The sequence below is a fragment of the Tahibacter soli genome (assembly GCF_025717065.2).
Lineage (GTDB): Bacteria > Pseudomonadota > Gammaproteobacteria > Xanthomonadales > Rhodanobacteraceae > Tahibacter > Tahibacter soli.
This window is the reverse complement of sequence record NZ_JAOVZO020000003.1, coordinates 299,972-321,280: the sequence shown is the minus strand read 5'-3', so window position 1 is coordinate 321,280 and position 21,309 is coordinate 299,972. Positions and strand designations below refer to the sequence as shown.

The following is a 21,309-nucleotide window of genomic DNA, read 5'->3' as shown; positions in this document are numbered from 1 at the left end:
TACGCTCGGCTTCCGCTAACTTCCCGCCAGCGAAAGAACCACTGCGAGCCAATCCGCATCGACCTCGCCTCGCCGATCGATCGACGCGAGCGCCGCCTTCGCCGTGGCTTTCGCAGCGCTCGCATCGCCCGTCGCCGACTGCAGCCGCGCCAGTTGCGCCAACAACTCAGCGCGGCGCCGATAGCCTTGCGGCACCATGCGCTGCCACAGCGCCAGCGCTTGCCGGATATCGCCCAGCGCCTCGGCATAGCGGCGCCGCGCTTCGAGCGCCGCGGCGCGGCGCGCGAGCACCGCGACCGCGATCGGTCCTTCGCTTGCGCCGATCGCAAGCAGCATCGCCCGCGCTTCGTCGCACGATGCGAGCGCCGCCGCGGCATCGCCGTCGCCGAGTTGCACCGCCGCACGCAGCTGCAGCAGGTCGGCGCTCGCCGGGCTGCCGTCGCGGTAGATCTCGCGCGCCATCGCAAGGCCGCGCGCGCTGCTCGCGTCGGCTCGTGATCGATCGCCCTGTGCCAGCGCGACTCGCGCGTCTTCCGTGTCGAGTTCGAGGCACGTGCGCGTCGGATGCAGGCCCGGTCTTTCGCACCACGGCCGCGACTGCCGGATCGACTGCGCCGCGGCGTCGAGATCCCTTCTGCGCCATTGCAGCTGCGCGATGCGCGTCAGCGTGTTCGCGTCGCGCATCTGCCCTTCGCCGTGGATCGCACGGAACATCGCCAGCGCGCGCGTCATCGGCGCTTGCGCCTCGTCCACGCGTTCGATCTGCGTCAGCATCTCGCCGAGGTTCAGCGACGCGCGCGCGATGTCGACGTTCGGCGCGTCGTAGATCAGTTCGGCCGCCGCAAGATTTTCGCGCGCGAGCCGTTCGCCCGCGGCGACGTCGCCGAGCAGCATGCGCGTGTTCGCAAGATCGACCAGACCGCGCAGGAAATCGCGCGTCGGCGGCCAGCGCGCTTCGCGCCATCGACGCAACGCCGGTTCGATCGCCGCCGCCGCGTCGGCGGGTCGTCCCGCGCCGACGAACATGTTGCCCTGTTCCAGCGCCGCGAGCACCGCGCCCTGCGAGCCTTCGCCGTAAAAAACGACGGCGGCGCGCGTCGCCTGCGCTGAAATGTCGAGCGCTTTTTCGGCACGCGCGGAATACATCAGCGCGAGCGCGTAGTTCTGCAGCGCGCGGATGCTCTCCTCGTCGTCGGCCTCGCGGATCTGCGGCAGGATCGCCTCGTACGCGGTCGCGCTGTCGGCGTAGCGCGTCTCGAGAATCAACAGGTGCGCCTGCAGCAGGCGAATCCGCAGCAGCATCGGATCGTCGCGCGAGAACGTCGCGGCGCCCAAAGCCGACGCGCGATCCAGCAGCCGGTTCGCGGCGGGAAAATCGCTGGCCGCCATGCTTGCCTCGGCGAGCATGCGCATCATGTCGATGCGCGTCGGTACCGACAGGTCGTTCTCCGCCTGCAGCCGCTCGCTGGCGCGCTGCACCACCTGTTCGAGCGTCAGTCGCTGCTCCGGCAGCTGCCCGGGTTTCGACGCCTCGAACAGGCCGACCAGGAAATTGCCCACCGCGGCGGCGCGCCGGCCTTCCTCCTGCGCGACGCGCGCCTGCCACAGCGTCGTCGTGACGCCGACGACGACGGCGACGAGGCTCAGGATCAGCGCGCTCGCGCCGAGGCGGTTGCGTTGTACATATTTGCGCAATCGGTACGACAGCGACGGCGCGTGTGCGCCGATCGGCAGCTTGTGCAGATAGCGTTCGAGATCGTCGGCGAGCAGCGCGGCCGAACCGTAGCGCCGATCGGGTTCGCGCGCGCAGGCCGTCGCGTGGATCGCGTCGAGATCGCCGCGCAGCAGACGCCGCAACGCAGGAGCGGCCGGCAGCCCGGCGGGCGTCTCCGGCGAACCGTCGGCGAGCGCGCGCGACAAACCCGCAAACGAAGCCGACGCGACGGGTCGCCCCGTCAGCAGTTCGCCGAGCAGCACGCCGAGCGCGTAGACGTCCATCGCCGTCGTCACCGGACCTGGCCGATACTGCTCCGGCGCCGCGTAGCCCGGCGTCAGCGAGATCACCTGCGTTTGCGCGGTGGTTCCGCTGCCGTCGTCGAGCAGTCCCGCGATGCCGAAATCCAGCACTTTCGCCACGCCGTCGCGGCTCACCAGCACGTTGGACGGTTTCAGGTCGCGATGCACGACGAGCGCGCGGTGCGCGCCGTCCACCGCCCGGCAGACCGTCGCGAGCAGGCGCAGCCGCGCGAGCAGGTCGAGCGCATTCGCATCGGCGTAGTCGGTGATCGGCAGTCCGTCGACGAACTCGGTCGCGATGAACGGAATGCCGCCGGCGCTGATGCCGCCGTCGATCAGTCCCGCGATGTTCGGGTGCGACAGCTGGCTCAGCACGCCCTGCTCGCGGCGAAACCGGCGCTGGCTGTCGGCGGAAAAAAGACCGGTGCGCAGCACTTTCAGCGCGACGGTCTGCGTACCCTCGCCCATCGGCCGCTCGGCGCGAAACACCACCGACGTGCCGCCCTGTCCCAGCACGCCGGCCAGCCGGTACGGGCCGATGCTCGTGCCGATCAGGCCGGCGCCGTCGTCGGACTCCGGCGTGAACTCCGTCGCCAGCACGGCGGCGCCGGTGCGCAGAACCGGCACCGATGCGTTGTCCAGACCGTCCGCCGCGAGCATCTTGCGCAGTCGCTCGCGGAGTTCGTCGTCGATCGCGTGCGCATCGAGCCACGCCGCGCGCTCATGCGCAGGCAGCTCGACCAGCGCGTCGAAGCAGGCGCGCAGACCGGGGCGCGGCTCGATCGTCACACCAGTTGCGCTTTGAGGAACGCCGACGCGAAGCGCCAGTCGCGATCGACGGTGCGCCGGTGCACGTCGAGCAGATCGGCGATCTGTTGCAGTCCGAGCCCGGCAAAGAAATGCAGCTCGACGACCTGTGCCGCACGCGCATCGAGCTTCGACAACTCCGTCAGCGCCGCATCGAGCACCACCGCGTCGGCCGGGTCGACGCTGACGGCTTCGATGTCGGGATCGGTCAACGAAACGCGCAGGCGGCTGTCCTCCCGCTTGAGCCGCATCCGCAGCTTGGCGCGATCGAGCAGGATGTGCCGCATGGCTTGCGCGGCGTATGAAAAGAACTGCCGCGGTTCGCCGAAGCGCAGGCGATCGGCATCGGCGAGCTTCAGATAGACCTCGTTGACGAGCGCCGTGGTGTGCAGCGTATCGGGGCCGCCGCCGCGCCGGCGCTCGCTGTGCGCCAGGACGCGCAGTTGCTGGTACAGGTGCGCAACCAGATCGTCGATGCCGCTGCCTGAAATTTCTTCGCCCATGAACTGCCGATCGGACCACGATGGGCGCAAAGCATACGGGAGCGGCCGGCGCGAGTCCTGTGATTCGCGCGAATCACACCATCACCCGCCCTCCCGCCACATCGAACACCACGCCGGTGACCCACGCCGAAGCGTCGCTGAGCAGGAACAGCGACGCGGACGCCACGTCGTCCGGCGTGCCGAGACGTCCGAGCGGAAATCCGTCCAGCATCCGCGCCCGGCGCTCCGGCGAAAGCGTCGCCCGCGTGCGCTCGGTCAACACCGCCGACGGCGAAACGCAGTTGACGCGCAGACCCCGCGGTCCGACCTCCTGCGCCAGATGCCGCGTCAGCAGGATGACGCCGGCCTTCGCCGCGCCGTATCCCGCCGGCGCGCCCGCCGCGACGCGCGCGCCGGCGGAGGCCATCGTCAGAATGCCGCCGGTGCCGCGCGCGAGCATGCCGGGCAGGAAGCATTTGACCGTGAAGAACGTCGACGTGAGATTGTTGTCGAGACTCGATCGCCAGTCTTCTTCGCTGATGTCGTGCACCGGCACCGGCCGGCCCGTGCCGCCGCCCGCGAACGCGAGCACGAAGTCCGGCGCGCCGTAGTGCGCCTCCACGCGCCCCTGCATGCGCCGCACCTGCGCGAGATCCGAGCAGTCGGCCTCCATGCCGATCGCCTCGCCGCCGACGGACTCCACGGCCGCCACATTGGCGCGCAGCGCCGCGGGATCGCGTCCGTTGATCGCCAGCCGCACGCCGCTGCGCGCGAGCGCAAGGCACGTCGCGGCGCCGATGCCGCGCGAACCGCCGGTGACCACGGCCACTTTGTCGCGCAGGTCCGCGAAAGTCGGCACGACGGCATCTGCCGCGGCAACTCGAACGTCAGCGGGGTTCATGCGTGCGCACCTCGAGGTTGTGGCCGTCAGGATCGAAGAAGTACAGCGCTTCGGCCTGGCCGCGAGCGCCCGCCTGCAATGCGGAACGGCCGTCGCGCACGAACGGATCGCCGCCGAAGGCGACGCCCGCCGCTCGCAGCCTTTCGCGCACGCCGTCGAAAGCGCGCCTGTCCATGCAAAACGCGAGATGGACCGGGTCTTTCGGCGGTTCCGGCAACAGGTCGATCGTGCAATCGTCGTTCACGCGCAGCACTTCGAACGGTCCGGCATGGCCTTCGCGCCGCAGGCCGACGAGCTTTTCGTAGAACCGCGCGGACGCTTGCGCGTCGCCGACGCGCAGGATGAGATGGTCGAGCTGGAGCATGCGTTCGACTCCGGATCAAAGATATACAAGTACCGCCGGCCGCATTCGGCCGGCGTATGAGAGTCTAGGAAGCGCGGCGGCCGAATGCAGTCATCGATTCGACATGCCGGTCATTCGAAAACGCATGGGACATCCGATGGCGATCGACTGGGACGATCTGAAAGTGGTGCTGGCGATTTCGCGCGAGGGTACGTTGAGCGCGGCGGCGCGCACGCTCGGCACGACGCAGCCGACCGTGAGCCGGCGGCTCGACGCGCTCGAGCGGCGCCTCGACGCGAAACTGTTCGACCGCGACGCGAACGGCTTGCGGCTCACGTTGCTCGGCCGGTCGCTCGTCGAAGGGTTGGAGCAGATGGACGCGGGCGCGCTGTCGGTGCAGCGGCAGATCGCCGCGCGCGATACGGGCCTCAGCGGCGAGATCCTCGTGACGAGTCTCGACTGGCTCGGCGACGAAGTGATCGCGCCGATGCTCGCGCGGTTCGGCGCCTCGCATCCCGGCCTCACGATCGAGCTGGTCAACGACACGAAGGTATACAACCTCGCACGCCGCGAGGCCGACCTCGCGTTCCGTTTCGGATCGTTCGCGCAGGAAAATCTCGTGGAGCGCCGCGTCGGCAACGCCGCGTATGCGCTGTACGCGTCCGACGATTATCTCGAGCGGCACGGCCAGCCCGACGCCGCGAACGGCTTCGAAGGCCACCGGCTGGTGCTGCTCGATCGCGCGGCCGGCGAAGTGCCGCACGAGTCGTGGCTGCCGGCGTTGGCGCACCGCGCACGCACCGTGCTTCACGCGAACGGCCTGCGCGCGCATCTCGCCGCCGTGCGCGGCGGCGCGGCGATGGCCGTGCTGCCGTGTTTCATCGCCGGCGGCGATTGCGCGCTGCGTCGCGTGACGGTGCCGCATCCCATGCCGGTGCGCGCGGTGCGGGTCGGGTTTCACGTCGACATGCGCGACACGCCGCGCATCCGCGCGCTGGTGGACTTCGTGGTCGAAGCGTTCTCGCAGGTCCAGGGGCGACTCGCCCCCGGGAACGACGCGACTACAGCAGATGCCTGACCGCAGGAAGATACTTTTCCACAGATCCGGTATTCACCACGACGACGCGCTCGCCGGCGCGTAGCAAACCGTCGGCCAGGAGCTTCGGCAACGCGGCGAAGCACGCGGCGCCCTCGGTGCCGATCCAGTCGTGCCGCGTCTGCCAGAGCCGCCGCGTTTCGTGCGCGATTTCCGCTTCATCGACGGCAACTGCCGCTCCGCCGCTCGCGCGCACGATCTGCAGAACGCGCGCATGTCCCACGCCGCCGGGCACGTTGAGGCCCGTCGCGAGCGTCGCGCCGCCGGTCGCGGGCGTCGTGTCGGCGGCGCCTTGCGCCCACGCATCGACGAGCGGCGGCGTCACGTCGCTTTGCACGCAATACATGCGCGGGCGGCGCGCGTCGATCACGCCGAGCGCTTCGAGTTCGTCCCACGCCTTCCACATGCCGAGCACGCCGGTGCCGCCGCCCGTGGGATAGATCACCGCGTCGGGTACCGACCAGCGCGTGTCGCCCGGCGCGGGTTCGGCGAGTTCGAGGCCCAGCGTCTTCTTGCCTTCGATGCGCCAGCCCGGTTCCTGGAAGGTCGCGACCGAGAAATACCCTTGCGGCAGGTAGTGTTGCTTGAGATAAGCGCCGGCTTCGCGAATCGTCGGACCGGCGAGGTCGAGTCCGACGCGATCGGGATGCCTGAGCGCCGCGGCGGCCACGCTGCCGAGGATCGGCAGCGGCGTGTCGGGCGGCATCGCGACGACGACGGAGAGGTCGGACGCCAGCGCGTAGCGCACGAGCGAGTCGCCGGCATTGCCTTGCGTCGGCACCGACAGGCGGCGCAGCCCGAGGCGGCGCGCCTGCGACGCGACCATCGCCATGCCGCGGTCCTTGAAGCTGCCGGTCGGATTCGCGCCGTAGCCGGCGTGCGCGCGGCCCTCGTCCTTGAGCTGCAGACGCACGCCCGTGCCGCGTACCGACGCGTCGTCGGAATAGTCCAGGAGCGGCGTGGCGCCTTCGCCGAGGCTCACGATGTGCGCGGCGTCGCGCGGATCGTCGATGTCGAGCGCGAGCAGCGCGCCGAAGCGCCACATGTCGCGCCGCTGCGGCCGGTACCACGACAGCGCGGGCCGTTCGCGCGCGAGGCGTTCGACGTCGATCACCATCTCGACCGGCCGGCCGTCGACCGGGTCGAGATTCATCGGCACGTCGGACGAATATTCCTGGCCCGACCCCAGACCGCGAAGACAGCGCACGTACGACATCGGGATTCCCGCAACGTTGATGGCTCGCGCATTCATACGCGCTAGCCGACGCGTGCGAGTGTGCCGGACGATCTACGACCGTTCTTCGACGCGACGTCGCACGATCCGCCGATCCGCGCCTGGCGCGCAGCCCTGTCGATCGACGCTTCCCGCCCGTGCCGTCATTCGAACGACGGTCGTCGCTTCGACGGCGTCTCCGAACTGTCCACGAACGCGCTCGCCCGCTCGTCCTCGATCGGCCGGATCTCGTAGAACAATCCGCAGGCCATGCACGGATTTTCGGCCGCGATGCGCGCCGCCTCGTCGAGATCGCGCGCCACGATGAACCAGTAGCCGCCGACGATTTCCTTCGCTTCGGTGAACGGTCCGTCCGTTACGCCGCCGCGCGCGACCACGCGCCCGTCGCGCGCGAGCCGCCGACCCGGCTTCATGCGCCCTTCGTCGACGAGCCTCGCGTGCCACACGTAGAACCGGTCGATCGCGTTCTGGATTTCTTCCGGTGCGAGATTTTCGTTCCAGTGTCCGCGCGACACCACGAGGTATTCCGACAGCGGCGTTTCGTTCGTCACGACTCGACTCCTGACTCGACGTGCATCGCCGGAATTCTCGGGAACTTCGCGCGGCAAGTCACGCGGCGGCGGCGGAACCGGCGACGCCATGCCTGCCGGCCCTTGTGAGGCAGCCCCGACGACGTCCCGAGCAGCGTTCTGGCGCACAATGCGCACTGCTCACGACCGGAAAAAAGCCATGGCGCTCGACCTGTTCTTCGTGCCCGCGAAACTCGAGTACGCCGACGCGCGCGATCCGGAATTCCTACCGAACGCGGCGCAGCGCCGCGCGCGGCGCAAGGTGCTCGATGCAATCGCGGCGCACTTCGACGGCGCGCGGATCGGCGAAGCCGCGAGCGAAGGGCCCGTCGTCGGCTTTCCGCTCGGCGAACTCGTCGCGCATCCGGGCTATTTCCACTGATCGCTGCACGGTGCGGCCGACGCGGCGCCGGTCGCCGCCGTCGTCGAATGGTTCCGCGAGCAGGGGCTCGTGTGCGAAGACCCGCAGAACGCCGGCTTCGGCAACCGCGATCGAAAAAAGGGAAAAGTGCAGGAATCGCTGAACGATTTCGACGTGCTCGCGGGCGCGCGCCTGCACGCGATCGAGCTGTCGGAACCGCCGCTGCACGGCCTGCTGCTGTCGTGGATCCTCGCCGACGGGCGCCTCGCGGAGCTCGCGTTCATCCACCATCTGCGCTGCGACGTGCCGGCGAACGTCACGGCGCTGATCCCGGACCGTCTCGCCGCGGTGTCGGTCGAACCCGGACGCGTGCAGGAAATCGGCGGACAGCGCCGCACGATGGACGAGAACTACCGCTTCACGTTCGAAAGCGGCGGCGAGGTCGTCGTGCAGGGCGGCGTCGCGAAGTCGTTCGTCGCCAAACCGGCGCCGCCGTCGAAGTGGTAGCCGCTTCGCGTCATTCGAATCCGTCGGACCAGATGCCGTCGAGCGCCAGTCGCAGCGCCAGTCCCGGCTGGTACAGGCTGTCCGCGAGCACCGTGCCGCCGGTCGCGCCGTCGGTGAGCAGCCCGTAGAGGCCGATCCCGTAGCTCAACGGTGCGCTGTACGGTTGCCGGCTGGTCAATTTGACGAGGCAGCTCCTCGTGCCGAACGCCGGCACCGGCGCCAGGCGGAATCCATACGGAACGTCGACCGCGAAGCAGCCGCCGCCGAAGTGACTGTTGTCGCCGCATCCGTCGGGGATGTTGCCGTCGATGCCGAACGGCGACATGCCGTAGTAGCACTCGCCGGCGGTCAATCCATTCAAACTTGCCGGTGTGGAACTGTGAACCGTCAGACGGACGATCGCTTCGGCGTGCCCGTCTTCGCGCAGCCGGGACGATTCGGTCTGTACCGCCAGTTGCAGCCGCGCGATCGCGCCGACGATCAGCGACACGGGATTGATCTCGCCCGGCGCGTAGTTCGGCGGCGAAAACCCGATGTACAGATCGTTGATCGAATCGGCGTTGCGCGTCACGCCGTAAACGCAGTCGAGCACGCCGCCCGCCTGCGTCGGGTCGAACGACACCGGAAGATAGCTGCCCGTCAGCGGCAGCGCGGGACAGCCGGCGGCCGGCGCGGTGCCGGCGGGTACGTATTCGCCGTCGCCGTAGTAGAAAGAGACGTTCGCGCCGAACGCGCTGTCGCCTTCGGCGCGCAACCGGAACGTGCCGGTTTCGCCGGGTGCGAGGCGCAGCGCGCCGTCGGGCGCGGTCAGCGCAACGCCCGGCGGATCGCCGGCGACCGCGCTGACGGCCGCACCGAGCGCGAACGCCGCCATGCACGCGGCACGCAGCGTCGGCGCGACACGGCGCCGGATTTCCTTGTTCCACATGGCGTTCCCTCCCGTAGCGTCTGCGGTGCGAGACTGCGCCGCATGCGTGAACGAGGACGTGCGATGGCGCATTTTCCCCTCACGCGTCGGCGGGACGGCTCCACTCAACACAGTACGGAGCGTGCGGCACCGCGGTCGAGCACGTTTCGAACGCAGCAGCGACGACCGCATTTTCTTTTGTTTGCTTTTGCCGCGTGACGTGCGGCAGCGACTCGCCGTTTACTAGTGGCCTGCAACAGACAAATCGGAAGAGGGATCGCGAAGGACGCATCGTGCAGGACGCCGCTGCGGAGCAAGGCCGATAGCACCCGCTATCGGCCGAGTGAGCAGCAAGTACTGCGCGGCCAGGACGAGCGAGCTGCTTTCGATTTGTCTGTTGCAGGCCACTAGCCGCGCCAACAAGCCGACAAGGAGCGTCCCATGTCCCAGCCCCGTCCCCGCACGGCGAAATCCGCACGCGCCGCGGCACCCGCACCGACACGGGAAGACCGTCCGACACGCTTTCGCGCGATGTATACACGCGTCGAAGCCGGCCATCTCGAAGAAGCGCTCCTCGACGTGCGTTCGCACATGCCGCGCCGCACGGCGCTGGCGATACTCACGTTCGATTCCGACGCGCTCGTGCGCTGCTACGGCGACAACGCCGACGCGCTGCAGTCGCTCTTGCGGCAGGGAGAGGATATCGACGGCTATATGGCGAACCAGCGCGAGTTTCTCGAGCTGATGATGAAGGCGCGTGCGCGGATCACGTTCGTCGCGCAGCGCATCGCGGCAGAGCGGCCGGACCTGCTGCCGCGCGAGCCGCGCCCCGGCGATTACGCTTTTTTTGACGCCGGGTAAACGTTCGGCCGATTGCGGCAATGCGCAAGACCGGCAGGGTCGCAGGCATGGCCCTACCCTCGTTGCTGTCCGTCGTCGACCTCGCCCAACCCCTCGCCGCGCTGATCGGGCCGGTGCTGTGGTTTTTCTCGCCGGCGTTTCGCGAGCGCACGCGGCGGCGTCGGGCCGAGCGCGGTCGACGCGAGCGCATCGGCGACGTGATGTCGTGGTGCGTCGCGTGGATCGTGGCCTGACTCGTCGTCGGACTGATCGTTGCCTTCGGCCGATAGCCGCAACGACCGGCGCGAACATCGTCGCGCCGGTCGTCTTGCGCTACGCCGCGGTCGCCGCCGCCGGCGGCAAACCGTCGCCGACCGCCTGCGCGTCGCGCCGATGCGCGATGCGGAACAGGCCCGGCAGCACGAGCAGCGTCAGCAGCGTCGACGACACGATGCCGCCGATCACGACGCTCGCGAGCGGCCTTTGCACTTCCGCGCCGGTGCCGGTGTTGAGCGCCATCGGTACGAAGCCGAGGCTCGCGACGAGCGCCGTCATCAGCACCGGGCGCAGACGCGTCAGCGCGCCCTCGACGATCGCGTCGTCGAGCGTGCGGCCGTCGCTCATCAGGCTGCGTATGAAGCTGACCATCACGAGCCCGTTGAGCACCGCCACGCCCGACAACGCGATGAAGCCGACGCCGGCCGAGATCGACAGCGGAATGTCGCGCAGCCACAGCGCGAGCACGCCGCCGGTCAGCGCGAGCGGCACGCCGCTGAAGATCACGAGCGCGTCCTTGACCGAGTTGAACGCGAGGATCAGCAGACCCAGGATCAGCGCGAGCGTCACCGGCACGACGACGACCAGGCGCTTGCTCGCCGATTCGAGCTGCTCGAACGTGCCGCCGTAGCCGAGCCACACGCCCGTCGGCAGTTTCACGCGGTCGCGTATCGCCTGCTGCGCTTCGTCGACGAAGCCGCCGAGATCGCGACCGCGCACGTTCGCGGTCACGACGATGCGGCGCTTGCCGTTCTCGCGGCTCATCTGGTTCGGCCCCGGCGCGATCGTCAGGTTCGCGACTTCCGCGAGCGGCACGTAGCCCGCCGACGGCAGCGGTATCGGCAAGCGTTCGAGCACGCGCAGATCTTCGCGGCCCGATTCGGGCAGCCGCAGCTGAATGTCGTAGCGCGCGTCGCCCTCGAACACCTGGCCGACTTCGCGTCCGCCGATCGCCGTCGCGACGATGGCCTGCACGTCGTCGAGCGCGAGACCGTAGCGCGCGAGCGCTTCGCGCCGGGGCTCGACCGACAGCACCGGCAGGCCCGTCACCTGCTCCACGCGCAGATCGGCGCTGCCGGGTATGCGCTTGAGCACGGCGGCTATCGCGCTGCCGGTCGCGAGCAGCTGGTCGAGCTCGTCGCCGTAGATCTTCACCGCGAAATCCGAGCGCACGCCGGAAATCAGCTCGTTGAAGCGCAGCTGGATCGGCTGGCTCATCTCGTACGCGTTGCCGGGCAACTGCTCGAGCGCCCGTTGTATCTCTTCGGCGAGCGCCGCCTTCGTTTTCGACGGATCGGGCCACTCGTCGCGCGGCTTCAGCATCACGTAGCCGTCGGAGATGTTCTGCGGCATCGGATCGGTCGCCACTTCCGCCGTGCCGGTGCGCGCGAACGCCGTTTTTACTTCGGGAAATTGCAACAACCGCGTTTCGATCTGGCGCTGGAACGCGACCGACTGCGTCAGGCTCGTCGCCGGAATGCGCAATGCCTGCACGGCGTAGTCGCCTTCGTCGAGATTCGGCACGAACTCCGTGCCCATGCGCGAGGCGAGCACGCCGCAGAGGACGACGAACGCGGCCGCCGCGGCGATGAAGCCGACGCGCGCGCGCAGCGCAAACTTGAGCAGCGGCTCGTAGCCGCGCCGCAGCGTGCGCAACAGCGGATTTTCGTGCTCCCTGACCGGCCCGCGAAACAGCAGCGCAACGCCTGCCGGAATCAGCGTCAGCGACAACAGCAGCGCGGCGACGAGCGCCATCACGACGGTCTGCGCCATCGGGTGGAACATTTTTCCCTCGACGCCCTCGAGCGCGAAGATCGGCAGATACACGGCCGCGATGATGCCGATACCGAACAGGCTCGGGCGGATCACCTCGGCCGTCGCGTCGTACACGAGGTCGAGCCGCTCGCGCAGCGCCATCGCGCCGGCGCGGCCGTGGCTCGCTTCGGACAGTCGCCGTAGGCAGTTCTCGACGATGATCACCGCGCCGTCGACGATCAGGCCGAAGTCGAGCGCACCCAGGCTCATGAGGTTCGCCGACACGCCGGTTTCGACCATGCCCGAGATCGTCATCAGCATCGCGACCGGAATCACCAGCGCGGTCAGGAGCGCCGCGCGCAGGTTGCCGAGCAGCAGGAACAGGATCACGACGACGAGCAGCGCGCCTTCGACGAGGTTCTTGCGCACCGTGGCGATCGTCCTGTCGACGAGCGTGGTGCGGTCGTACACCGGCACCGCGGCGACGCCCTCGGGCAGGCTGTCGTTGACGATCGCGAGCTGCCTGCCCACCGCTTCGGACACCGTGCGGCTGTTCGCGCCGATCAGCATGATCGCCGTGCCGAGCACGGTTTCGTGACCGTCGCGGGTCGCCGCGCCGGTGCGCAGTTCCTTGCCGATGCCGACGTCGGCGATCGCGTCGACGGTGATCGGCACGCCGTCTCGCGTCGCGACGACGACGCGCTTGATGTCGTCGACGCCGCGCACCTGACCCGGCACGCGCACGAGCAATTGTTCCTTGTTGCGCTCGATGTAGCCCGCGCCGCGATTCGCGTTGTTGCGCTCGAGCGCCTGCGCGACGGCGTCGAACGTCAGCCCGTACGCGAGCAGCCGCGCGGGATCGGGCATCACGTGGTACTGCCTGGCCCAGCCGCCGATGCTGTTGATTTCGGTGACGCCGGGCACCTGCAGCAGCTGCGGTCGGATCACCCAGTCCTGCAGGCTGCGCAGCGCGATCGAATCCCACGCGCGGCCGTCGGGCTGCCGCGCCTTCGGATCGGCCTCGACGGTGTACAGGAAGATTTCGCCCAGGCCCGTCGCGATCGGCCCCATGGCCGGTTCGACCGATTCGGGCAGCCGGCTGCGCGCCTGCTGCAATCGTTCGTTGACGAGATTGCGCGCGAAGTAGATATCGGTGCCGTCCTCGAACACGACGGTCACCTGCGACAGCCCGTAGCGCGACAGCGAACGGCGATACGCCAGATGCGGCAGGCCGGTGATCGCGGTTTCGATCGGCACCGTGATGCGCTGCTCGACTTCGAGCGGCGTGTAGCCCGGCGCCTGCGTGTTGATCTGCACCTGCACGTTGGTGATGTCGGGCACCGCGTCGATCGGCAGGCGCTGGTAGTGGTACACGCCGAGCGCGACGAGGCCGAGCACGAACACCATGACCAAGCCGCGGCGCGCGATGGAAAAGCGGAGTACGGCGTCGATCACGGCGCACCTCCGAGGCGGCGACGCACCTTCGACTCAGTGGCCATGCTCGCCCTCTCCCTTGCCGAGTTCTGCCTTGAGCACGAAGCTGCCTTCGCCGACGACGTTTTCGCCCGCGGAAATTCCCTCCACGATTTCAACGTTGCGTCCGTCGTTGCGGCCGGTTTTCACCGCTCGCGGCTCGAACCCTTCGGGCGTGTCGACGAAGACCGACGCGCCGGCTTCGAGATCCTGCAGCGCCGCGACCGGCACCGCGAGCGGCACCGCGGCTTCCGCTACGGCGACTTCGCCGCGCACGTACAGGCCCGGCGTCCACAGGCCGCTCGTGTTGTCGACGAGCACGCGCGCGGTCAGGCTCTGCGTCGCGCTCGAACTGAGCGGCGACACGAACACGACCTTGCCGTCGGCCGCGAGCCCGCCTTCGGTCGCCTGCACGCGCACGCGCTGGCCGACCTGCACGCGGCCGCGGTCGCGCGGAAACAGCGACAGCTCGATCCAGACGGTCGACAGGTCGGCGACCGTCAGGAGCGGCGAGCTTTCGGCCTGCTCGCCGGGATTCGTGAAACGCTCGGTCACGACGCCGCCGAGCGGGCTCGGCACGGAGTAAACCTGCAGGCTTTCGTTGCTTTCGACGGATGCGAGCGACTGGCCTTGCCGCACCGTGTCGCCCACTTTCACCGACACGCTGCGCACGACGCCCGGGAAGCGCGCGGTGACGCTGCGCATGCGCTCGGCGTTCGGTTTTATCAATCCGTACAACGGCACCGTTTCGACCAGCGACGCGGGGCCGGCCGGCGCGACGACGAGACCGGCGGCCTCGCGCGCTTGCGGCGTCAGTTTCAGCGCTTCCGCATGCCCTCGTTCCGGTTCGTGCTCGTCCGCCTGCGCGGCGGGCGCCGCCGGCGGCGTCTGCGATTCGCCGCAGCCGACGAGGCCGAGCAGCGCGAACGCCGCCGCGGCGGCGTGGACGGAAATCTTCATGGCGTCATCCTTGCGTCGGCGAGACCGGTGCCGGTCAGGCGTTCGATTTCGATCAGGGTCAGGTGGTACTGCGTCGCGGCGTCGATCAGGCTGCGCCTGACCGAGAGCAGCTCGCGCTGCGCGTCGACGAATTCGAGATAGCCGTAGCGGCCGCGCTCGTACGCGTACTCGGTGTTCTTCAATGCCGACTCGGCGCTCGGCAGCGCGCGCTGCGCGAGCGCTTCGACTTCGCGCCGCCGGTCGACGAGCTCTCGGTAGTAGCCGAACAGCGACGTGCGCGCCTTCACCAGCGCCGCCTCGCGGCCGGCTTCGGCGCCGGACTTCTTCGCCTGCGCCTCGGCGACGAGCCCCTGGTTGCGGTTGTAGACCGGCAGCGGCATCGCGAGCGAAAACGTCAGCGCGGTATCGCGCGAGCCCTGCAGCCGGCGCAGGCCGACGCCGACTTCGATGCCGGGTTTCGCGCTCGCAAGCGCCAGCGTCACCTCCGATTCGCGCAGGCGCGCCTCGGCGAGATAGCGTTCGAGGTCGGGCGTCGCCGCGAGACCGGCCACGAGTTCGTCGTACGAACCGACGGTCGCCAGGTCGTACAGATCGGCGCTCGCGCGCTCGAAGTCGGGCTCGCTCGCGCCCCACGCCGCGGCGAGCGCGTAGCGCGCGGTGAGTATTTCGTGTTCGACGTGCGCGTCGTCGTTGCGCGCGCGTTCGAGCGCGACGGCCGCGCGCTCCTGTTCGGCGAGCGGCGACTTCGCGGCCTTGATGCGCCGGTCGACCGCCGCGGCGGTCTTCTCCGCGAGTTCGACGGCCTGATGCGTCAGCCGGTGCTGCTCCTGCTGGCTCGCCAGCATCACGAAGCGGCGCGCCGTGTCGGCGACGACGTCGAGACGGCGGATATGACCGTCGACCTCGAGCGCCGCGCGTTCGCCGCGCGCAACGGCGACTCGCTTGCCGCGCAGGCCGGAAAGCTCGATCAGCTGACTCAGCGACAGCGTCAGCTCGGCGTTGTCGAACGACTTGACCTGCCCCGTGCCGAGCACGTTTTCGAGCGACGCCGACAGCGTCGGGTTGGGCTTCAGGCCGGCCTGGTCGATACGGCCGTCCTGCGCCTTGAGCACGTATTGGTAGGCGGCGAGGTCGGGATTGGACCTGAGCGTGCGCGCCAGCGCCTCGCGCAGCGGCAATGCGTCCTGCGCGCTCGCCGCGAACGGCGCGGCGGCGAGGAACGCCACGAGAGCGACGCCCCCGAATCGGAAACGAATCATTGTGCAACTCTATGCAAAGTGGAATAGACGCGCGACCGAACCGCGCAACGCGAACGTCGCGGCACGCGGCGTGTATTGCGGAACGCGGCAAGGCGCCGCCGACGCCGCGTACAGGATCGATCAGGCGATCGGCGGTCGCAGGTGGTCGTCGCGCGGCGCGACGCGTTCGACCGCGCCGTCGGGCGCGAACGCGACGCGCGCATTCGCGATCCCGCGCACGCCCGGTGCGTCGGGGGCCAGCGGCGTCACGTGGACGCAGGAGCAATGGCAGCCGCCGGAACCGGCGTGCCAGCACGGGTCGCTCGCATCGTCCGACAGCGCGCTCGAGGCGACGTCGAACGTCGCGACGACCGCGGCGGGCGCCGCGGCGTCGGACAGCGCCAGACCGTCGCTCGCGCAGGCCGTGGCGATGGCGCCCTTGGCGAGCACGAGCAGCACGAACAGCCACGCGACGCCGGCGAGGCGGCGGCGCAGACGGCTGATCAGGGCGGGTCGGGACGCGAACATGGGCGCGAATCTACAAGCTGGACGCGATGTTAGACAATTCCATTCGGCGCTTCTCGCGTCCGCTCAAGCAAAGTCGAAGACGAACATCGAAAAGCGGCGCCTGCCTTCAATCGCAGGCGCCTCTCGCACTACTCCGCCCCCACCGTAAACCGCCCGATCTCGATATCCCCGTTGACGTTCTCCAGGCGCCGCGTCACCGCCTTGCGCTTGCTGTCGCCGGTGTCGAAACGCGTCAGGAATTCGAGCTGCAGCGTGGCCGGACCGGTCAGCGTCTGCTGGCGGTTGCTGAAATAGTGCGTCTTGACGACGTACGTGCCGGGCAGCGCGCGACGGATCGTGAACACTTCCGGGCCGTAGCCGCCGGTGAAGTCGCGGCTGATGCGGCCGCCGGTGCGGCTGCGCGGCGACTGATAGCTCGTCGCCTCGCCGGTCGGGTCGATCACCCACAGGTCGATGTCGGTGTTGTCGGCGTCCCAGCTCAGCACGACGCGCAGGTCGACCGGCACGGCCTCGAGCAGACGCGCGTCGATGCCGAGCTTGTTCGTCAGCGCATCGAGCGCGGCACGTTGGCTGCGCGGCGCGCGCGCGATCACATCGTTGAGTTCGTGCAGCGCGATCGTTTCAATGTCCGGAAAGCGGCCGTCCCAGCGGCGGTCGATCACTTCCCACAGCAGCGCGACGGCGCGCGCGTAGTCGGCGTCGGGCCGGCGCGACAGCGCGAGCGCAAGGTCGCGGCGGCTCTGCGGTTCTTCGCCGCGCAGCTTGAGCGCCTGCTCGAACAGCGGCACGGCGAGGTCGAAACGTTCCCACTGCTGCAAACGGTAGGCGAGCACGCGCAAGAGCGGCGCGCTGTCGAAGTCGATCTCGGCGAGATTCGACAGCACGCGCAGCGCGAGGCGCGCATCCTTCGCCTCGTTGCGGAAATAGTTCGCGCAGTCGAGGAAGAACGACGGCGACTTGACCAGCCGGTCGCGCTCGGCGAGATACGCCGCGTACGGATCTTTCGCGGCGCGCAGCTTGGCCAGGTACGGCGTCGCCGGATCCCAGTCGGCCAGTTCGATCGCAACCGGCGCGCTGCGGCGATCCTCGGCCGGTTTCGGCGCGACATTCTTGTCCGCGTCGTCGGCGACGGCCTTCGCCAGTTCCGGCTCGGCGAAGGCCATCTCGCGCGGCGGGGGCGCCGGCGCCGGCGAAGCGGCCGGCGCGGCCTCCGCGACGACGACCGGCGCGTTCGCCGCGCGCGTCTGTTCGCGGGCGCGCATCGTGCCGGGCGCCGCGCCGCCGAGCGCCTGCGCGCCGCCGCGACCTTCTTCACTCTCGCCCTTGATCGCGTCGGAACCCGGCGCGAGCGCGAGCCGCGTCTGGCGCAGCGCATCGAGCTTCAACATCGTCTCGGCCGCCTCGCGCTCCCACGCCGCGCGCGATTCGGGCGCGGCGCCTTCCTTCGGCCAGCGCTGCTGCAGCGCGACCGCCTGCTTGGCGAGCGCGCGCGCCTCGTCGGCGTGCCCGCGCGCGTCCTTCGACGCACCGAGCGCGTTCCAGCGCGCCGCCTCGTCGTCGGCGACGGGCTTGAGCACCGTTTCGAGCCACGGATGCCGGCGCGCATGCCATTCCTTGAACTCGGTCCACTGCGTCAGGACGATCGAGCGATGCGCGGCACGCGCGGCATCTTCGGAGACGTCTTTGGGCTGCACGGCGAGCAGCCGGCGGTACTCGTCGGCGAGTTCGGGTTCGCGCGGCTCGACCTTGTAGCGCACGTAGTCCTCGATGCGATCGAGCACGAGCATCGACGTGTCGGCGGTCACCACACCGTACTTTTTTGCCAGTTCCACAATGGCGCCAGCGTCGCGCGCTTCCTCGTTGTCGAGGTCGGCGATGCGCGCCACGGCCCACAGGCGCTCGACGAACGCGGTGCGCTCGGGTTCGAGCACCTTGCCGTGCGTGACGGTCGCGCCGTCGCCGAGTGCGATCGTCCGCGCGAGCGTCGCGCCCGCGCCGTCGCCGAACGTCAGTTCGAGCTTCGCGCCGGCGCTGCAGGCACCGTACAGGCTGAACGTCGCGGCGGCCGGCCGCGGCGCGCGCGGCGCGAGATCGCGGCATTCGCCGGCGACGACCTTCGTCGACTGCAGCAGCCAGCGCGCGGCGCCGACCTGGCGCAGCGCGGCGTCGCGATCGGTCGCCAGCAGATTGACCGCCTGGCCGCCGTAGCGCTGCGCCCAGCGCGTCAGGCGGGCCGCGTCGAAGCGCTGCGCGGCATGCACGAACACGAGGCGCGGCACGCCGTCGAGCGCAGGCTCGCTGGGACCGAAGTTCGAAAGGCCGTCGCCGACGACGATGACGAGATCCGGCGCATTCGCCGGTCGAATCGCGCCGTACGAACTGCCGCCGTCGAGCGGCAGCGCGTCGATCGCCCTGCGCAGCGCGGCGATGTCGCCGCCGCGGATCGCGAACGTCTGCACCGGGTCGGCGTCGTTGCGGAACGCGACGAGATCGACCGTCGTGTCCTTGATCTGCGCGAACCACGCGGCGAGAAAATCGAGTTCGCGCGCGCGGTCGCGGCCGGCGGCGCTGCCCGATGCGTCGTAGAACAGCGCGACGCGGCGCGGCGCGACCGGCGTCTTCGTCGCGGCCGGCGGCGCCGACTGCACCTGCGCGGCAAAATGCTGCCACGAGGGTTCCAGCGCGTCCGGCACGCTGAACACCGCGACCGGCGTCTTCGGCTTGGGCACGTTGAACGCGAGTTCGCGCCCGGGCTTGAAATCGGTGCGTTCGAGATCGGCGACGAAGCTGTCGCGCCAGCGCTCGAACGTCAGCGCGCCGCCGGCATCGCTCGCCGTCGGCGCGACCTCGGCGAGCATCGCCTCGGCATGCACCTTGAAACGCCGCGCCGGCTGGTCGAGCGCGAGCGGCAGCACGTAGCGGTACTGCGCGCCCAGATCCTGCATCGGCTGGTCGAACGACAGCTGCACGCGCTTCGTGCCGTTCGGCGGCAGCGGGTACAGCCGCGTGCGGAACACGTTGCCCTGCGTGAGTTCGGCGAGGCCCGGATCGATGCCGCGGCGCACCGTCGACTCGTACGCGACGCGCGCGGTTTCTTTTTCCACGACCACGCCTTGTCTCAATTTTCCGTTCACTTCGAGCGCGTAGCCGGTGATGCTCTGGCCTTCGGCGAGCGGAAACACGAGTTCGCCTTCGAGCACGCGCGAATTCGGATTGAAGAACGTAAGGTCGATGCGCGTGCTGGCGATGAAGCCCTGCATCTGCACGCTGATCGCCACGTCGTGCAGCTGGATCGGCTGCAGCTGGCCGAGCGACGGGTCGAGCCAGACCTGCGCGCCGCGCGGCGGCGTGTCCGGCGGCGCGATTTGCTGCTGCGCGGCAACCGAGCCTGCGAACGCCAACAGCGTTGCGACGAAAACCTTTCCGATGGTCGTCATGCGTCGAATCCTCGCGAGTGGTGTCCCGGCAACGCGGCGGCGTACACGGCGGGGTTTGCGCGGTGACGCTGCGAGCTTACGCCGGAACGGCGGCGGGACGATTCGAGGAGGCGAGAACGCGTCTGCCGGCCGTTCGAAGACACAACGGCGGCGCGAGCGCGATGCGAACGGAAATGTGCCGAAGCCCCGACAGGCATCCTGTCGTCGAGGCTTCGGCACTCCCCACGCTCGTCAAAACGTGATGCGCAGCGGCGAGCGACCGGCCGCCGTCCAGGGCGTCCATGGGCCTTCCGGGCCCGATTCCGGCCGCTCGCAGCGGCGCATTGGTAGTTATGTGACGGCTCTTCAAAAATTCTCTCACCGGATTCGCGCGATATTGAAAACGGCTTCCGCGCCGGCCGCCGCGGCCGATAGCGGGCGGATTTGCGCCTGTTGGAAACCCGCGCCGTTGCTACCATGCGCCATCGCAAGCCGCCGCCCGCCGTGTCCGACCCGACCCGAAAAATCATCCACGTCGACATGGACGCGTTCTACGCCTCGGTCGAACAGCGCGACGACCCGGGCCTGCGCGGCCGGCCGGTCGTCGTCGCCTGGCGCGGCGCGCGCTCGGTCGTCTGCGCCGCGAGCTACGAGGCGCGCCAGTTCGGCGTGCGCTCGGCGATGCCGGCCGTGCGCGCCGAGCGACTGTGCCCGCAGGCGGTGTTCGTGCCGCCGGACTTCGTGCGCTACCGCGCGGTGTCGCTCTCGGTGCGCGCGATCTTCGCGCGGCATACCGACCTCGTCGAACCGCTGTCGCTCGACGAGGCGTATCTCGACGTCACGGCGCCGAAAACCGCTCTCGCGTCGGCGACGGCGATCGCCGAACACATCCGATCGGCGATTCGCGACGAGACGCGGCTGACCGCATCGGCCGGCGTCGCGCCGAACAAGTTTCTCGCGAAGATCGCGTCGGACTGGCGCAAGCCCGACGGCCTGTTCGTGATCCGCCCGCGCGACGCGCAGGCGTTTCTCGATCCGCTGCCGGTCGCGCGGCTGCCCGGCGTCGGCAAGGTGATGGACGCGAAGCTCGAAGCGCTCGGCCTGCGCACGGTCGGGCAGCTGCGCGACTATCCGGCGCAGGCGCTCGAGGAGCGCTTCGGCCGCTGGGGCCGGCGCCTGGCCGAACTCGCGCACGGCATCGACGAAACGGCCGTCGTACCCGACCGGCCGACGCTGCAGGTGTCGAGCGAAGACACATTCGCGCGCGACCTGCGCCTCGCCGAACTCGAACCGGAAATCCGCCGCCTCGCCGAATCGACCTGGGCGGCATACCTGCGCGAAACCGGCCGCGTCGCGCGCACGATCGTGCTCAAACTCAAGACGTCGGATTTCCGCACGCTCACGCGCAGCGTGACGCCGGCGCAGTTGCCGGCGTCCGCGCAGGCGCTCGCCGACGTCGCGTGCGCGCTGCGCACACGCGTGGACGACGGCGACGCCACGCGCTACCGGCTCGTCGGCGTCGCATTGACCGGCCTCGTCGACGCGCACGACGCGACCGCGGGCCAGGCCGACCTGTTCGGCGAATAGCCGCGCGCGCCGG

The 21,309-nt window shown here is 69.6% G+C and carries 18 protein-coding genes; 6 read left to right on the top strand and 12 right to left on the bottom strand.

Features of this window, described 5'->3' with window-relative positions:
* Positions 1-15 precede the first annotated feature (15 nt).
* The 4 genes from OD750_RS03785 to OD750_RS03770 form a co-directional block, all read right to left on the bottom strand.
* Positions 16-2,805, bottom strand: a complete 2,790-nt coding sequence (locus OD750_RS03785) for a serine/threonine-protein kinase (RefSeq protein ID WP_263542877.1) — start codon at positions 2,803-2,805, stop codon at positions 16-18.
* Positions 2,802-3,326, bottom strand: a complete 525-nt coding sequence (locus OD750_RS03780) for an ECF-type sigma factor (protein WP_263542876.1) — start codon at positions 3,324-3,326, stop codon at positions 2,802-2,804. Before OD750_RS03780 ends, OD750_RS03785 begins: the two co-directional genes overlap by 4 nt.
* Positions 3,327-3,399: 73 nt before the next feature.
* Entirely contained in the window at positions 3,400-4,164 is a 765-nt protein-coding gene (locus OD750_RS03775) for an SDR family NAD(P)-dependent oxidoreductase (RefSeq protein ID WP_263542875.1), read from the bottom strand.
* Between the two features lie 28 nt (positions 4,165-4,192).
* Positions 4,193-4,570: a VOC family protein gene (locus OD750_RS03770; RefSeq protein WP_263542874.1), complete on the bottom strand. Its 378-nt coding sequence runs from the start codon at positions 4,568-4,570 to the stop codon at positions 4,193-4,195.
* A 124-nt stretch (positions 4,571-4,694) separates the two neighbouring features.
* On the opposite strand from OD750_RS03770, the gene OD750_RS03765 reads away from it, so the two are divergent.
* Complete coding sequence (locus OD750_RS03765; RefSeq protein WP_263542873.1) at positions 4,695-5,627, top strand: LysR family transcriptional regulator; 933 nt, start codon at positions 4,695-4,697, stop codon at positions 5,625-5,627.
* On the opposite strand, the gene OD750_RS03760 is transcribed toward OD750_RS03765, so the two are convergent.
* Positions 5,611-6,861, bottom strand: coding sequence for a threonine synthase (locus OD750_RS03760; RefSeq protein WP_263542872.1), 1,251 nt, complete (start codon positions 6,859-6,861; stop codon positions 5,611-5,613). The two genes, OD750_RS03765 and OD750_RS03760, sit on opposite strands and share 17 nt — an antisense overlap.
* A 161-nt stretch (positions 6,862-7,022) precedes the next feature.
* The gene (locus OD750_RS03755; RefSeq protein WP_263542871.1) at positions 7,023-7,430 is read right to left on the bottom strand and encodes a YciI family protein; all 408 of its coding nucleotides are present in this window, start codon (positions 7,428-7,430) and stop codon (positions 7,023-7,025) included.
* Positions 7,431-7,608: 178 nt separating this feature from the next.
* On the opposite strand from OD750_RS03755, the gene OD750_RS03750 reads away from it, so the two are divergent.
* Positions 7,609-7,830, top strand: a complete 222-nt coding sequence (locus tag OD750_RS03750; RefSeq protein WP_263542870.1) for a hypothetical protein — start codon at positions 7,609-7,611, stop codon at positions 7,828-7,830.
* 69 nt (positions 7,831-7,899) lie between these two features.
* Positions 7,900-8,316, top strand: coding sequence for a hypothetical protein (locus OD750_RS03745; RefSeq protein WP_263542869.1), 417 nt, complete (start codon positions 7,900-7,902; stop codon positions 8,314-8,316).
* Positions 8,317-8,326: 10 nt separating this feature from the next.
* Here the strand turns inward: OD750_RS03745 and OD750_RS03740 are convergent, their stop codons facing one another.
* A complete protein-coding gene (locus tag OD750_RS03740) occupies positions 8,327-9,244 on the bottom strand; it encodes a hypothetical protein (protein WP_263542868.1) in 918 nt (305 codons plus the stop codon).
* Positions 9,245-9,664: 420 nt separating this feature from the next.
* On the opposite strand from OD750_RS03740, the gene OD750_RS03735 reads away from it, so the two are divergent.
* Together OD750_RS03735 and OD750_RS03730 are read left to right on the top strand one after the other, a co-directional pair.
* Positions 9,665-10,084, top strand: a complete 420-nt coding sequence (locus OD750_RS03735; protein ID WP_263542867.1) for a hypothetical protein — start codon at positions 9,665-9,667, stop codon at positions 10,082-10,084.
* A 20-nt stretch (positions 10,085-10,104) separates the two neighbouring features.
* Positions 10,105-10,317 carry a hypothetical protein gene (locus OD750_RS03730; RefSeq protein ID WP_263542866.1) on the top strand — a complete coding sequence of 71 codons (213 nt, stop codon included), beginning with the start codon at positions 10,105-10,107 and terminating at the stop codon, positions 10,315-10,317.
* 79 nt (positions 10,318-10,396) lie between these two features.
* Here the strand turns inward: OD750_RS03730 and OD750_RS03725 are convergent, their stop codons facing one another.
* The 5 genes from OD750_RS03725 to OD750_RS03705 all read right to left on the bottom strand — a co-directional run bounded on the left by OD750_RS03725 (position 10,397) and on the right by OD750_RS03705 (position 19,730).
* A complete protein-coding gene (locus OD750_RS03725; RefSeq protein ID WP_263542865.1) occupies positions 10,397-13,549 on the bottom strand; it encodes an efflux RND transporter permease subunit in 3,153 nt (1,050 codons plus the stop codon).
* Between the two features lie 33 nt (positions 13,550-13,582).
* Complete coding sequence (locus OD750_RS03720; protein ID WP_263542864.1) at positions 13,583-14,527, bottom strand: efflux RND transporter periplasmic adaptor subunit; 945 nt, start codon at positions 14,525-14,527, stop codon at positions 13,583-13,585.
* On the bottom strand, positions 14,524-15,786 hold the full coding sequence (locus OD750_RS03715; RefSeq protein WP_263542863.1) for a TolC family protein: 1,263 nt from the start codon (positions 15,784-15,786) through the stop codon (positions 14,524-14,526). The genes OD750_RS03720 and OD750_RS03715 overlap by 4 nt, the downstream gene beginning before the upstream one ends.
* 120 nt (positions 15,787-15,906) lie before the next feature.
* Complete coding sequence (locus OD750_RS03710; protein ID WP_263542862.1) at positions 15,907-16,293, bottom strand: hypothetical protein; 387 nt, start codon at positions 16,291-16,293, stop codon at positions 15,907-15,909.
* Positions 16,294-16,421: 128 nt separating this feature from the next.
* Positions 16,422-19,730 (bottom strand): VIT domain-containing protein, encoded by a 3,309-nt coding sequence (locus OD750_RS03705; protein WP_263542861.1) that lies wholly within the window; start codon positions 19,728-19,730, stop codon positions 16,422-16,424.
* Between the two features lie 456 nt (positions 19,731-20,186).
* Between OD750_RS03705 and dinB the strand changes: the two genes are divergently transcribed.
* The gene (dinB, locus tag OD750_RS03700) at positions 20,187-21,296 is read left to right on the top strand and encodes a DNA polymerase IV (protein WP_263542860.1); all 1,110 of its coding nucleotides are present in this window, start codon (positions 20,187-20,189) and stop codon (positions 21,294-21,296) included.
* Positions 21,297-21,309: the final 13 nt, after the last annotated feature.

Bases quoted from the DNA above. Each gene is read 5' to 3' on its own strand.
- OD750_RS03765 (WP_263542873.1), top strand. From the start codon at position 4,695: ATGGGACATCCGATGGCGATCGACTGGGACGATCTGAAAGTGGTGCTG.
- dinB (WP_263542860.1), top strand. From the start codon at position 20,187: ATGCGCCATCGCAAGCCGCCGCCCGCCGTGTCCGACCCGACCCGAAAA.
- OD750_RS03710 (WP_263542862.1), bottom strand. From the start codon at position 16,293: ATGTTCGCGTCCCGACCCGCCCTGATCAGCCGTCTGCGCCGCCGCCTC.
- OD750_RS03750 (WP_263542870.1), top strand. From the start codon at position 7,609: ATGGCGCTCGACCTGTTCTTCGTGCCCGCGAAACTCGAGTACGCCGAC.
- OD750_RS03735 (WP_263542867.1), top strand. From the start codon at position 9,665: ATGTCCCAGCCCCGTCCCCGCACGGCGAAATCCGCACGCGCCGCGGCA.
- OD750_RS03720 (WP_263542864.1), bottom strand. From the start codon at position 14,527: ATGAAGATTTCCGTCCACGCCGCCGCGGCGGCGTTCGCGCTGCTCGGC.
- OD750_RS03705 (WP_263542861.1), bottom strand. From the start codon at position 19,730: ATGACGACCATCGGAAAGGTTTTCGTCGCAACGCTGTTGGCGTTCGCA.
- OD750_RS03715 (WP_263542863.1), bottom strand. From the start codon at position 15,786: ATGATTCGTTTCCGATTCGGGGGCGTCGCTCTCGTGGCGTTCCTCGCC.
- OD750_RS03770 (WP_263542874.1), bottom strand. From the start codon at position 4,570: ATGCTCCAGCTCGACCATCTCATCCTGCGCGTCGGCGACGCGCAAGCG.
- OD750_RS03730 (WP_263542866.1), top strand. From the start codon at position 10,105: ATGCGCAAGACCGGCAGGGTCGCAGGCATGGCCCTACCCTCGTTGCTG.
- OD750_RS03740 (WP_263542868.1), bottom strand. From the start codon at position 9,244: ATGTGGAACAAGGAAATCCGGCGCCGTGTCGCGCCGACGCTGCGTGCC.
- OD750_RS03780 (WP_263542876.1), bottom strand. From the start codon at position 3,326: ATGGGCGAAGAAATTTCAGGCAGCGGCATCGACGATCTGGTTGCGCAC.
- OD750_RS03760 (WP_263542872.1), bottom strand. From the start codon at position 6,861: ATGTCGTACGTGCGCTGTCTTCGCGGTCTGGGGTCGGGCCAGGAATAT.